Genomic DNA, 13,984 nt, shown 5'->3' on the forward strand with positions numbered 1-13,984 from the left:
CTGATTTATTCAACAAAGTCCGCAACGAGTTAAGAGGCACTCTCTATGAATATTTGTTTTCCCCTAGTTACTCACTGTAGGTGCCAAAACTGACCACTTCAATAAACACTAACGTGTGATAAACTTTCAAGGTAAATCATTTCGCTTTATTGTTATCCTTGCAAAATCATAAGGTGTAATATAGCTATCACGATTAGCATCAAGATAATCCGCCCACCACTGCACCATTAACCGCCGCTCATCCAGATACTCAGAAGTGTGAGTGTAAGCCGCCCGGACATTGTTCCGCTCAGAATGACTTAACTGACGCTCTATCGCGTCGTCACTCCACATGCCAGATTCCCCTAACGCGCCTCGCGCCATCGTTCTGAAACCGTGTCCGCAAACTTCGGTTTGCGTATCGTAACCCATTGCTCGCAGCGCATTATTGACCGTGTTTTCGCTCATCACTTTTTCCGGGTCATGATCACCAGGGAAAAGGCATCTGTTGTCGCCGCTAATTGTCTTTAACTGCTCCAGCAGCGCTACGGCCTGACGACTGAGCGGCACGATGTGCTCTTCCTTCATCTTCATGCCACGATAGGAGTAACGCACACCTTTGATCGCTTCCCGCTGTGCCGGAACCCGCCAGTAAGCTTTATCAAAATCAAACTCGCACCATTGGGCAAAACGAAGCTCGCTGGAACGTACAAACGTCAGCAACGTGAGTTCGACTGCGATACGTGTCATCTGGCGGCCACGATAAGCCGCAAGACGTGACAGGAACTCATGAAGACGTTCCGGCGGCAAGGCGGGATAGTGCCGTGCTTTCGTCGTCGTTAATGCCCCGCTCATGTCACTGGCCGGGTTAGAGTCAATATAATCGTTCTGCACGGCATAGCGCATAATCGCCGTAACACGCTGTTGCAGGCGTTGTGCTACATCGTGCTTGCCGCTGGCATCCACCGCTTTTATCGGTGCTAACAGATGGCTGGTTTTGAGTTTACGGATATCTGCCGTGCCAATATGCGGAAAAATGTACAGTTCAAGATAACGCATCACCCGTGCACGGTGATAATCGCCCCAGCGCTTGTTGCTGGCGTGCCACTGCCGGGCGATAGTCTCAAAGGTATACGCCCCCGCAGTTTCAGCCTGTGCCTCTTTTTGTTCAGCCTTTGGGTCAATACCTTGCACCAGCAGCTTTTTAGCTTCATCACGTTTAGCGCGAGCCTCAGCCAGGGTGACTGTCGGCCAAACACCAAAAGCCAGCCGGTCTTCTTTCTTGTCATCAGGACGCCGATACTTCATGCGCCAGTATTTTGAACCGCGTGGGGTAATTTCAAGATATAAGCCGCCCCCATCCGCCATCTTGTAGGTTTTCTCTTTGGGTTTGGCAGTCTCGACCTGACGGGCGTTGAGCTTCATTTTGGGGGCACATATCTTATCGAAGTGGAGATGCCCCCGATTATGCCCCCAACAACTTCTGGATTACAACGGATGCAAAAAGACCGCTGTGGAAAAAACACACAATCCACCCAGACAATAAAATCAGATTAAATCTTTATTTAACAATTATATATGGAAGTTACTGGACGATGACGGACAAAAAAAGCCACCCGAAGGTGGCTTGATTTTTGAATTTTGGTGCCGAAGGCCGGACTCGAACCGGCACGTATTTCTACGGTTGATTTTGAATCAACTGCGTCTACCGATTTCGCCACTTCGGCACGAAGTAGTACTTTGCGGAAAACGTGGGGGATTATACCGTGGTGCGAGCCCGGTGCAACCTTAATCCGTCGTATGGCGTTGCAAGCGCTGAAAAAATCGCCGTTGTCGGGGTGATGTCGATGGATGACCCATGCAACCGGATAAAAAAAACGGGCAAGCCGAAGCACGCCCGTTTGATGTAAAAGGTGAATCAACGACGTTTCAGCAGCAGCATGACGCTAATAAACAGGAACAACGCGCTCGGTAACAAAGCGCCCAGCACTGGCGGGATGTGGTACACCAGACTGAGCGGACCGAAGATCTGATCCAGCACATAAAACAGAAAACCGAAGCTGATGCCAATGACAATTCGCATACCCGCAGGGACGCTACGCAGCGGACCAAAGATGAACGACAACGCCATCAACATCATTACAGCCACAGAAAGCGGCGCGAACAATTTGCTCCACATGTTGAGCAGGTAACGATTGGCCTCTTGCCCGCTCTGGCGCAAGTAGGTGATGTAGTCATATAAGCCGCGAATAGACAGCGCATCCGGCTCCAACGCCACCACGCCAAGCTTGTCCGGCGTCAGGTTGGTTTTCCATTCGCCGCTTACCGTTTGGCTACCGCCAATCTGCTTACTGTCGCGCAGATCAGACTCTTCAACCTGAGACAGTTTCCAGGCACCATTCTCATATACCGCCGACGCAGCGTAACGAACAGAAAGCAGTTTACTTTGTTTGTCGAAATGATAGATGTTGACGCCGACCAGCTCATTTTCCCCCGCCACACGCTGAATGTAGACGAAATCGTTGCCGTCTTTGGCCCACATCCCGCTTTGGGTCGACAGCATCGAGCCGCCGTACATCATCTGTGAACGGTAATTACGGGCCATCTGCTCACCCGCTGGTGCCACCCATTCGCCAATCGCCATGGTCAACAGCACCAATGGAATAGCTGTTTTCATTACCGAACCGGCGATCTGCAAGCGGGTAAAACCAGAAGCCTGCATCACGACCAGTTCGCTGCGGGTGGCTAGCGTTCCGAGCCCGAGCAGTGCGCCCAGCAGCGCGGCCATCGGGAAGAAGATCTCAATGTCTTTCGGCACGCTGAGTAAGGTATACACCCCGGCTCCCGCCACCGAGTAACTGCCTTGCCCCACTTTGCGTAGCTGATCGACAAACTTGATGATGCCGGACAGCGACACCAGCATGAACAGCGTCATCATGATGGTGTTGAAAATGGTTTTACCGATATAGCGGTCCAGTACGCGAAACATCTCAGGCCGCTCCTTTTATTTTCTGACGATTACCCGATTTCAAGCTGGCGCGCATTTTACGCGCTGGCACGCTGTCCCACAGGTTTAGGATGATGGCAAGCGCAAGATAGGCAAGGTTGGTCAGCCACATCCACACCATCGGGTCAATTTTGCCCTTACTGGCGTTGGAACGTAGCGAACTTTGCAACAGGAAGAACACCAGATACAGCAGCATAGCAGGCAACATGCTTAGCACCCGGCCCTGACGCGGGTTGACCACACTTAGCGGTACGACCATCACCGCCATGATCAGCACCGACAGAACCAACGTCAACCGCCAGTGAAACTCAGCTCGGGCGGCAATGTCCGAAGAGTGCCACAACGCCTGCAGACTCATCTGCTCGACATTGCTCGGGTCGACCGCGGCCGATTGATAACCAACGGTGGCTTGATAATTGGTAAAATCGGTGATGCGGAAATCACGCAGCATCGCCGTTCCTTCATAACGGGTGCCTTTATTGAGCGTCACGACCTGAGAGCCGTCGCTACGCGCCGCAACCGTCCCACGATCGGCCACGACCACTGACGGCCGGGTGTTCTCACGCGGATGCAACTGCGCCAGAAAGACCCGCTCAAATTCGCTGCCGTTTACCTTGCCGACGAACAGCACCGAGTTGCCATCTTGCGACTGCTGGAACTGGCCTTCCGCCAGCGATGCCATACCAGGGTTAGCGCGCGCCTCCGCGAGCACTTCGTCCTGATGGCGCGACGACCAGGGACTGAGCCACAGCACGTTCGCGGCGGCAAGCGCTCCCGTCAACAGCGACAGCAACAACGCGGCCTTGAGCAACACGCTTTTACTCAGCCCGCAGGCGTGCATGACGGTGATTTCACTTTCAGCATAGAGCCGCCCGAAGGTCATCAGCAGCCCGAGGAACAGACTCAACGGCAAAATCAGTTGCGCCATCGCAGGCACACCCAGCCCCAGCAGGGACAAAACCAGATTCGTCGGGATGTCGCCGTCCACGGCAGCGCCCAGTATTCGCACCAGTTTCTGACAGAAAAAAATCAGCAACAGGACAAACAGAATGGCCACCTGGCTCTTAAAGGTTTCCCGGACCAGATATCGAATGATGATCACGCTTAATTACGCCTGTGAAAACTTGTATTTTTGCAGGAAAGTCGATAGTTTTTTCGCTAACTCGCCATTTACACTCATTTGTGGCAACCTTCGTAGCTAAAGCTTTATTAAAACATCCCTGTTTGTGGGATGTTTATCAGAACCTGCTGAGTATCCTCTGCACAGATTCGCTACGTCGTTTAGATTAACACAGGTTATGTTAACGCAACGGCGGGAAAATATTACGGAGTGTCACATTCTAGCCGTAGATCCTGCCGTTGTCTTTAAAGATTCAGGAGAGTACATGGAGTTCAGCGTAAAAAGCGGTAGCCCGGAAAAACAACGCAGTGCCTGCATTGTCGTCGGCGTGTTCGAACCGCGTCGGCTGTCCCCTATCGCAGAACAACTCGATAAAATCAGCGACGGTTACATCAGCGCGCTACTTCGCCGTGGCGAACTGGAGGGCAAGGTTGGGCAATCCCTGCTCTTGCACCATGTACCCAATATCCTTTCCGAGCGCATTTTGCTGATTGGTTGCGGCAAAGAGCGTGAGCTTGATGAGCGCCAGTACAAGCAGGTTGTCCAGAAAACCATCAACGCGCTCAATGAAACCGGCTCGATGGAAGCCGTCTGCTTTTTGACCGAGCTGCATGTAAAAGGCCGCAACACTTACTGGAAAGTGCGTCAGGCGGTCGAAACCGCCAAAGAGACGCTCTACACCTTTGATCAACTGAAGACCAACAAGGTCGAGTTGCGTCGCCCGTTGCGTAAGATGGTGTTCAACGTGCCAACCCGCCGTGAGCTGACTTCCGGCGAGCGCGCCATCCAGCACGGCCTGGCGATTGCCTCTGGTATCAAGGCGGCCAAGGATTTGGGCAATATGCCGCCCAACATCTGTAATGCTGCTTATCTGGCCTCGCAGGCACGTCAGCTGGCCGACGGCTACAGCCAGGTGACCACCCGCGTCATCGGCGAACAGCAGATGAAAGAGCTGGGTATGAACGCGTATCTGGCGGTAGGACAGGGCTCGCAGAACGAATCGCTGATGTCGGTGATCGAATACAAAGGCGACCCAGACAACAACAGCAAACCGATCGTGCTGGTAGGCAAAGGCCTGACCTTTGACGCCGGTGGCATCTCGATTAAACCGGCCGATAGCATGGACGAAATGAAGTACGACATGTGCGGCGCGGCTTCGGTTTATGGCGTGATGCGCGTAGCGGCGGAGCTGGCATTGCCGCTCAACATCATCGGCATTCTGGCTGGTTGCGAAAATATGGTCGATGGCCGTTCCTATCGCCCCGGTGACATTCTCACCACCATGTCCGGCCAGACGGTCGAAGTGCTGAACACCGACGCTGAAGGCCGTCTGGTGCTGTGTGATGCCCTGACCTACGTCGAGCGTTTCGAGCCAGACGTGGTGATTGACGTCGCCACCCTGACCGGTGCCTGCGTCATCGCACTGGGCCACCACCTGACCGGACTGATGTCGAACCACAACCCACTGGCGCACGAACTGCTGGGGGCATCGGAACAGGCGGGCGATCGCGCCTGGCGTCTGCCGTTGGGTGACGAGTATCAGGAACAACTGGACTCCAACTTCGCCGACATGGCCAACATCGGTGGTCGTCCTGGCGGGGCAATCACCGCCGCCTGTTTCCTGTCGCGCTTTACCCGTAAGTACAGCTGGGCGCATCTGGATATCGCTGGCACCGCCTGGCGTTCTGGCAAAGCCAAAGGCGCGACCGGCCGCCCGGTGGCACTGCTGTCGCAGTTCCTGCTGAACCGCGCCGGGTTGAATGACGCCGAGTAATCATCGGCAATCGCCACCGTCAACCGGTGGCGCATTCATTCCCTTCCGGCCTGATCCCCGCGCTTGCGGGGATTTGTTATTCTGTCTGTGACCCTCATCGGTATGCGGAGCACCATGAAAAACGCGACCTTCTATCTTATTGATCACGAAAGCCTTATTGATCACGACCACCCCAGCGGCGAACTGAACGCCTGCGAGGCGTTGGCCTGCGAGCTGGCGGCGGCGCGCTGGCGTACCGGCCAGCGAGTGCTGATCGCCTGCGAGGACGAACAGCAGGCATTAAGGCTGGACGAAGCGTTGTGGCAACGCGAACCTCACGCGTTCGTCCCACATAATTTGGCCGGAGAAGGGCCGCGACAGGGTGCACCGGTGGAACTGGCCTGGCCGCAAAAGCGTGGCAACGCGCCGCGCGACGTGCTGATCAGCCTGCTGCCACAGTTCGCAGATTTTGCCACCGCTTTCCATGAAGTGATAGACTTCGTTCCTTACGAAGAATCTCTGAAACAGTTGGCGCGCGACCGCTACAAGGCCTATCGCAGCGTCGGCTTCCAATTGACCACGGCGACGCCGCCAACTCACTGACTTTTTGAGCATAATGGAAAAGACATACAACCCGCACGATATTGAGCAGCCGCTGTACGAGCACTGGGAAAAACAGGGCTACTTCAAGCCCAACGGCGACACCAGCCAGGAAAGCTTCAGCATCATGATCCCGCCGCCCAACGTCACCGGCAGCCTGCACATGGGTCATGCTTTCCAGCAAACCATTATGGATACGATGATCCGCTACCAGCGTATGCAGGGTAAGAACACCCTGTGGCAGGCCGGGACCGACCACGCCGGTATCGCCACCCAGATGGTAGTGGAACGTAAGATCGCCGCCGAAGAAGGCAAAACCCGCCACGATTACGGCCGCGAAGCGTTTATCGATAAAATCTGGCAGTGGAAGGCAGAATCCGGCGGCACCATTACCCGCCAGATGCGTCGTCTGGGCAACTCGGTAGACTGGGATCGCGAGCGCTTCACCATGGACGATGGCTTGTCCAACGCGGTGAAAGAAGTGTTCGTCCGTCTGTATAAAGAAGACCTGATCTACCGCGGCAAACGCCTGGTGAACTGGGACCCGAAACTGCGCACCGCGATTTCCGATCTGGAAGTGGAAAACCGCGACGTTAAAGGCTCAATGTGGCACCTGCGTTACCCGCTGGCGGACGGTGCTAAAACCGCCGAAGGCAACGATTATCTGGTGGTCGCCACCACCCGTCCGGAAACCGTGCTGGGTGATACTGGCGTGGCGGTGAATCCGGAAGATCCACGTTATAAGGATCTGATCGGCAAATTCCTGATCCTGCCGCTGGTCGGCCGCCGCATTCCGATCGTCGGCGACGAACACGCCGATATGGAAAAAGGCACCGGCTGCGTGAAAATCACCCCGGCGCACGATTTCAACGACTACGAAGTCGGTAAGCGTCATCAATTGCCGATGATCAACATCCTGACCTTTGACGGTGATATCCGCCAGGAAGCAGAAATCTTCAGCACCAACGGTGAAGCCAGCACCGCTTACAGCAGCGACATCCCAGAAGCGTTTCGCGGACTGGAACGTTTTGCCGCCCGTAAAGCAGTCGTGGCCGCCTTTGACGAACTGGGCCTGCTGGACGACATCAAGCCGCATGATCTGACCGTGCCGTATGGCGACCGTGGTGGCGTGGTTATCGAACCGATGCTGACCGACCAGTGGTACGTGCGTGCTGGCGTGCTGGCTAAACCAGCCGTCGAAGCGGTGGAAGACGGCCGTATCCAGTTCGTGCCGAAGCAGTACGAAAACATGTACTTCAGTTGGATGCGCGATATTCAGGATTGGTGTATCTCCCGCCAGCTGTGGTGGGGTCACCGTATCCCGGCGTGGTACGACGACAACGGTAAGGTCTATGTCGGCCGTGATGAAGCCGAAGTACGCCGCGACAACAACCTGCGCGACGATATCGCGCTGCGTCAGGACGAAGACGTGCTGGACACCTGGTTCTCCTCCGGGTTGTGGACCTTCTCTACTCTGGGTTGGCCGGAACAGACCGCGGAGCTGAAAGCCTTCCATCCAAGCAGCGTGATGGTCAGCGGCTTCGACATCATTTTCTTCTGGATTGCCCGCATGATCATGCTGACCATGCACTTCATCAAGGATGAAGACGGCAAGCCGCAGGTGCCGTTCCACACCGTGTACATGACGGGGCTTATCCGCGACGAGGAAGGCCAGAAGATGTCCAAATCCAAGGGCAACGTGATTGACCCGCTGGATATGGTGGACGGTATTTCGCTGGAAGCGTTGTTGGAAAAACGCACCGGCAACATGATGCAGCCGCAGCTGGCGGAAAAAATCCGCAAGCGCACCGAAAAACAGTTCCCGAACGGTATCGAGCCGCACGGCACCGATGCCCTGCGCTTTACGCTGGCGGCGCTAGCTTCCACGGGTCGCGACATCAACTGGGACATGAAACGCCTGGAAGGTTACCGCAACTTCTGTAACAAGCTGTGGAACGCCAGCCGCTTCGTGCTGATGAATACCGAAGAGCAGGATTGTGGCTTTAACGGTGGTGAGAAAGTCCTGTCGCTGGCAGACCGCTGGATCCTGGCAGAATTCAACCGCACGGTGAAAGCCTACCGCGAAGCGCTGGACGGCTACCGTTTCGACCTGGCCGCCAACGTGCTGTACGAATTCACCTGGAACCAGTTCTGCGACTGGTATCTGGAACTGACCAAACCGGTGATGACAGGCGGCAGCGAAGCCGAACTGCGCGGCACCCGCCATACGCTGGTCACCGTACTGGAAGCACTGCTGCGCCTGGCTCATCCGATCATCCCGTTCATTACCGAAACCATCTGGCAACGGGTGAAAGTGCTGAAAGGCGTGACGGCCGACACCATTATGCTGCAACCGTTCCCGGCCTTTGACGCCGCGCTGGACGACGAACAGGCATTCAACGACCTGGAGTGGATCAAGCAGGCGATCATTGCGGTGCGTAACATCCGTGCCGAAATGAATATCGCGCCCAGCAAGCCGCTGACGCTGCTGCTGCGTGATGCCTCCGCCGAGGCAGCCCGCCGCGTGCAGGACAACCTCGGCTTCATCCAGACGCTGGCGCGTCTGGAGAGCATCACGCTGTTGCCTGCGGGCGACAAAGGCCCGGTATCCGTGACCAAACTGGTGGAAGGTGCCGAGTTGCTGATCCCTATGGCGGGTCTGATTGACAAAGTCGCCGAGTTGGACAGGCTGGCAAAAGAAGTGGCGAAGCTCGAACTGGAAATCAGCCGCATCGACAGCAAACTGTCCAACGAAGGTTTTGTCGCACGTGCACCGGAAGCGGTTGTCGCCAAAGAGCGCGAAAAACGCGACGGTTACGCGGTCGCCAAAGCCAAGCTGCTGGAACAGCAAGCCACCATCGCCGCGCTGTAATCAAGCCACAGGCTAACGCCAGTCAACACTGGCATTAGCCTGATGGATAACCGATTGATTAAAAGAAAAAAAGCCCCGCAGGTTACCGCTGGGCTTTTTATTTGATGTGATTCTGATGATATCGAGCGGGGGTTACCGCGCGCCAACCAGTGCCACACGCGACGGCGCATTGAGACTGCCGCCCGGCACCGATTGCGCCTCATTGTCGAGACGGAAGCTGGCGATCGACTGTTGCAGATGCGTCACCTGCGCCTGTAGCGAGCTGGCGGCCGTCGCCACCTCCGCCACCAGACTGGCGTTCTGCTGGGTCACCCCGTCCATCTGATTGATGGCGATATTGATCTGTGAGATACCCCGGCTCTGTTCACCGGAAGACAGCATGATCTCGCCCATGATATCCGCCAATTTACGAACATCCGACAGGATCTCATCCATCGTCTTACCCGCCACTTCTACCAGTCCGGCACCTTTTTCGATACGCCCCAGCGAGTTATCGATCATCGTACCGATCTCTTTGGCGGCCGTAGCACTGCGCTGGGCCAGAGTACGTACTTCAGACGCCACCACCGCGAAGCCTTTGCCTTGTTCGCCCGCCCGCGCCGCTTCCACCGCCGCGTTCAGCGCCAGCAGGTTGGTCTGGAAAGCAATACCGTCAATGACACCCACGATGTCGGAAATGCGGGACGAGCTCTGCTGGATAGAACGCATGGTATCCACCACTTCCGTCACTACATCGCCGCCGCGAGAGGCGGAATCCGACGCTTTCTTCGCCAGGTCGTTGGCCTTGCGGGTGCTGTCTTCGTTGTTGCTCACCGTCGCCAGAATCTGTTCCATACTGGCGGCGGTTTCATCCAGCGATGCAGCCTGCTGTTCAGTACGGCTGGACAGGTCGATGTTACCGGAAGCGATCTCCTCAACGCCGACACTAATGGCGTCGGTGCCATTACGCACCGCACGCACCATATCTTCCAGCCCGTCGCGCATATGCTGTACCGCACCAAACAGCTGAGCGATTTCATTATTGCCGCGAATCTCAATTTTCGCGCGCAAGTCGCCTTCAGCAATCCGGTCAAACACGGTAATCGCCTGATTGAGCGGTTTTACCACCAGATTGGTCAGAATCGACCAGGCCAACGCCGCCAGCATCAGTGCACACACGATGACGACCGTCAGAATGACCTGCATACGGCTAACGCGCGCATTAGAGTCACTGTACGCCTCATCAATGCTCTGACGCTTGTACTGCACCAGCTTTTTCGCCGCGCCGTCAAAATTGGCGTACAGCGACGTGGATTTACCCGCCCGCTGGCGATACTCATCCAGATTACCAGCCTCCAGCGCGATAAACGCCGGGTTGATGAATTCATTCATCAGGGTGTCGCGTTTGGTCGCCATATCGGAAGAAATGACCTTTTCCTGTGCCGCTTGCGGATAGGTCAAATACTCCTGCCACTTCTTGCCAGCATCATCAATTTTGCCTCTGGCGCGCTTGAGCGCTACCGTGGCGGCATCCTTATCCCCCTTGCCCATCAGCGACTCGTACAACCGTAAATCCAAACGGGCGCGCAATAACAATTCCGAACTTTCATTCAATGCCACCAGCCCCGGCAGCACCACGTTATCTACATGTGCAAACGATTTATTCCCCGACTGGACCGCCACCAACCCCAGGAGGCCCACAATCAATGACAGCACCGCCAGAGAGAACACCATAATACTGAGCGTTGTGCGGATCTTTATCTTACGAAACATAATTGTCCCTGTTGTTTGGTAATAAAAAACATGAGCCTCAGCCCATACATAAACCGCAACAAAAATGAAAAGGAAATTTCATGAAAGGAAATGGCCGACATTATGGTGTTGTTGTCGTCGGCCTAATATTATCAATTTCCGTTATTTATTATGTGGCGGAACCGCCGCCAAAAATGCACCCAGCTTATTCTTGTAAAACTTCGCCGACATCATAGTGGCGTGACCGCTGGTTTCTTTACTTGCCGGAATCAAAAACAGCTCGGCGTGTTTCACTTTTTTCAACTCACTTTCCAGTATTCCTGTTTCAACCGGATTACGTTCATCGTCGGCGGAATTGATCACCAGCAACGGAGCCTTAATACGGTTTAATTCCGGCGAGGCGTTATAATCCGCCGAAGAATTCCAGATATAAATAAAGTCGTTGGCATCGGCCGTGACCGGTGCAGCCAGACGCGCGTCCACCAGTTTGTCTGCCAGAGCACGGGTCGGTGCTTTGCTCTGGTAGCCCAGCGTACCGCCGGTGGTGGCGATGCTGAACATGATATTGGCGGTCTGCAACGACGGCGGCTGAGTCGTGTAATTACCGTTTTTCCACTCTGGATCGCGCTTGATAGTCTCAATCAGCATTCGGCGCAGCATCCAGTTACGACCGGAGAGCTCGTTCGGCTGCGACGCCATCGGCACCAACGCATCCATCATGTCCGGGTATTTTTCACCCCACATCCAGGTGTGCATCCCCCCCATCGAATATCCCATGACCAGACGCAAATGCTTAATACCCAGGCCTTCGGTCAACAGGCGATATTGCGCCAACACCATGTCATCATAGTTATATTGCGGGAATGTAGTGCGCAGTCCGTCTGACGGCTTAGCCGATTTTCCAGAACCAATACTTTCAGGAATGATGATGAAATATTTGCTGACGTCCAGCGGCTGACCGGGGCCAAATAATTCCCCACCAAAACCTGCGGCCAATAAGGCACTGACCGGCTGATTCGTACCATGCAGCAATAATACGGCCGGTTTTTTGCTATCGCCCAACGTGTAATAGTGAATACGGAGATTATTGATGGTTTCTCCGGTATGGAATCGGAATTCGGGCGCGGTCCAATTTCCTTCTTGTGGTTGTAGTGTTTCTGCGGTTGAAAAGGGGGATAAAACAAAGAGAAAAACCAGACCAGCCAGTCCAGACAACAAGCGATTAACCATAAAACAACTCTTCCGTAATCATAGGCGGGGGGACTCTGATGTTAATGTTTCCTGTAAAATATCCAATAATGCTCGCGGACTAATCATTAAAAAGATAATTATCTGCCAATAATTTTAGTTATCACGCTATATAATTTACCCCCGGACAAGACTTATGAAACAATTCGTGCCCCGATTCTGTTCAGACATACGCCATTTACCGCAAATGTCGCTTGCCGTTACCTTCCGGTTGCCGATATTGTCACCTGTACGCAGGGGTGATGGAGATAAACCAAGCCGTCATCTATAGCGACAGATGCAGGAACTGATTGGTCAGGTCATCGTTGCGGATCACCAGCGGCTCCCGTGGGGATGTGTTTGTCATTCTCTTCGGCTCCGTTGTACTTTTCGTCGTTACGCATGTTTATTTATAACAGGGTTTTGAGCCGACGTGTCGATACGTATAATCGGGGGTATGTGTAACCGACAGTGCGTAAGGTTTCATTAGGAAACGCCAGCCGGTTACCGACGTTTTTAACCTGACAGGATTCTGCCGACAAGAGTGAGCAACATGACAACCCCTGCGTCCATACCGCTGCTGACCCGTCCGATTACTGCCGCCGACAACACGGCGATTGCCAGCGTGATACGCCGTGTTTCTGCTGAATTCGGCCTCACTGCCGACAAGGGATATACCGTTTCCGACCCCGACCTGGATCGGTTGTTTGAGCTTTATAATCGGCCTCACAGCGCCTACTGGGTGGTGGAATGCAATCACGAAGTGGTTGGCGGCGGCGGCCTGGCTCCGCTGTCTGGCGGTGAGTCGGATGTCTGCGAATTACAAAAAATGTATTTTCTGCCGCTGGCACGCGGCCAGGGCATTGCCCGGCGATTGGCAGAGCAGGCGCTCACCTTCGGCCGCGAGCAAGGGTTTCGCCGCTGTTATCTGGAAACGACCGCACACCTGACCAGCGCTATCCACCTGTATGAAAAACTCGGCTTCAAACATATCACACACGCTATGGGCAACACCGGCCATGTGGACTGTGAAGTCAGGATGTTGAAAACGCTGTAGAGATCTTGAAAACACAGTAGAGCTTTTGAAAAAACAGTAAAAATGCCTGCACCGTCAATGGTACGGCGTAGAAAGCACACCGCCCGGCGATGCCGGGCGGTGGATAACAGCAGAATCAGTGACGTTTGCCGTCGTCATCCTCATCATAAAAATCTTCGTCTTCCCCGAATTCGTCTTCATCCTCGCCGTCCGGGTCTTCGAAATAGGTGCCCCAGCCGTCGTAGTTGACGCCATGACGCTCGGCCAGCGCCAGCAGTTGTTCCACTTGTTGATCAATCAGCTCAGCGTTCAATGCCACCTCACTGATAGCATCGCAGCACATCAGCACCACGCCGTCTTCCATTTCCATTTCTTCGGCGTCAGTCACTTCATAGCCCAGCTTGAATGCTTCAACCGCCACTTTCTCCAGTTCGTCAAACTTCTCGGCTGAGAAATGGTGTTCGATGGTGTAGAGCGCATCAGGATCGCTACCATCCTCCAGCAATTCTTCAATGATCAGACGAGTTTCTTCACGTTGTTCTTCCAGCAGTTCGCGGTTTGCCATGTCTCAGTCCTCTTAAAAGCGGCAAAGATGGTGCTATTTTCCCACAGGCTAGCCTCTCTCTCCACCAGAAAGTTTGAACGCGGCACTTGAATTT

10 protein-coding genes and 1 tRNA gene are annotated in these 13,984 nt (G+C 54.5%); 4 read left to right on the plus strand and 7 right to left on the minus strand.

The genetic code is table 11. The features are described from left to right. Window positions 1-126: 126 nt before the first annotated feature. From OB87_RS15800 to lptF, 4 genes are all read right to left on the minus strand, one after another. The gene (locus OB87_RS15800) at window positions 127-1,404 is read right to left on the minus strand and encodes a tyrosine-type recombinase/integrase (protein ID WP_033570377.1); all 1,278 of its coding nucleotides are present in this window, start codon (window positions 1,402-1,404) and stop codon (window positions 127-129) included. 217 nt (window positions 1,405-1,621) lie between these two features. Continuing rightward, a tRNA-Leu gene (locus OB87_RS15805) sits at window positions 1,622-1,706 on the minus strand. 191 nt (window positions 1,707-1,897) lie between these two features. Then, window positions 1,898-2,968, minus strand: coding sequence for an LPS export ABC transporter permease LptG (gene lptG, locus OB87_RS15810; RefSeq protein WP_033570378.1), 1,071 nt, complete (start codon window positions 2,966-2,968; stop codon window positions 1,898-1,900). Window position 2,969: 1 nt separating this feature from the next. Beyond that, window positions 2,970-4,088, minus strand: a complete 1,119-nt coding sequence (gene lptF, locus OB87_RS15815) for an LPS export ABC transporter permease LptF (RefSeq protein ID WP_033570379.1) — start codon at window positions 4,086-4,088, stop codon at window positions 2,970-2,972. 283 nt (window positions 4,089-4,371) lie between these two features. On the opposite strand from lptF, the gene pepA reads away from it, so the two are divergent. The 3 genes from pepA (at window position 4,372) to OB87_RS15830 (ending at window position 9,331) form a co-directional block, all read left to right on the plus strand. Beyond that, window positions 4,372-5,880, plus strand: coding sequence for a leucyl aminopeptidase (gene pepA / locus OB87_RS15820; protein WP_033570380.1), 1,509 nt, complete (start codon window positions 4,372-4,374; stop codon window positions 5,878-5,880). 114 nt (window positions 5,881-5,994) lie between these two features. Beyond that, the gene (locus OB87_RS15825; protein WP_033570381.1) at window positions 5,995-6,462 is read left to right on the plus strand and encodes a DNA polymerase III subunit chi; all 468 of its coding nucleotides are present in this window, start codon (window positions 5,995-5,997) and stop codon (window positions 6,460-6,462) included. A 13-nt stretch (window positions 6,463-6,475) separates the two neighbouring features. After that, the gene (locus tag OB87_RS15830; RefSeq protein ID WP_033570382.1) at window positions 6,476-9,331 is read left to right on the plus strand and encodes a valine--tRNA ligase; all 2,856 of its coding nucleotides are present in this window, start codon (window positions 6,476-6,478) and stop codon (window positions 9,329-9,331) included. A 132-nt stretch (window positions 9,332-9,463) separates the two neighbouring features. Here the strand turns inward: OB87_RS15830 and OB87_RS15835 are convergent, their stop codons facing one another. Beyond that, window positions 9,464-11,083 (minus strand): methyl-accepting chemotaxis protein, encoded by a 1,620-nt coding sequence (locus OB87_RS15835; protein WP_033570383.1) that lies wholly within the window; start codon window positions 11,081-11,083, stop codon window positions 9,464-9,466. A gap of 141 nt (window positions 11,084-11,224) precedes the next feature. Next, entirely contained in the window at window positions 11,225-12,292 is a 1,068-nt protein-coding gene (locus OB87_RS15840; RefSeq protein ID WP_033570384.1) for an alpha/beta fold hydrolase, read from the minus strand. A gap of 550 nt (window positions 12,293-12,842) precedes the next feature. Between OB87_RS15840 and OB87_RS15845 the strand changes: the two genes are divergently transcribed. After that, window positions 12,843-13,346 carry a GNAT family N-acetyltransferase gene (locus tag OB87_RS15845; RefSeq protein ID WP_033570385.1) on the plus strand — a complete coding sequence of 168 codons (504 nt, stop codon included), beginning with the start codon at window positions 12,843-12,845 and terminating at the stop codon, window positions 13,344-13,346. Window positions 13,347-13,461: 115 nt separating this feature from the next. On the opposite strand, the gene rraB is transcribed toward OB87_RS15845, so the two are convergent. Beyond that, window positions 13,462-13,890, minus strand: a complete 429-nt coding sequence (gene rraB / locus OB87_RS15850) for a ribonuclease E inhibitor RraB (RefSeq protein ID WP_033570386.1) — start codon at window positions 13,888-13,890, stop codon at window positions 13,462-13,464. Between the last annotated feature and the right edge of the window lie 94 nt (window positions 13,891-13,984).

Origin of the sequence: Dickeya undicola (assembly GCF_000784735.1) — a bacterium.
Classification (GTDB): domain Bacteria; phylum Pseudomonadota; class Gammaproteobacteria; order Enterobacterales; family Enterobacteriaceae; genus Dickeya; species Dickeya undicola.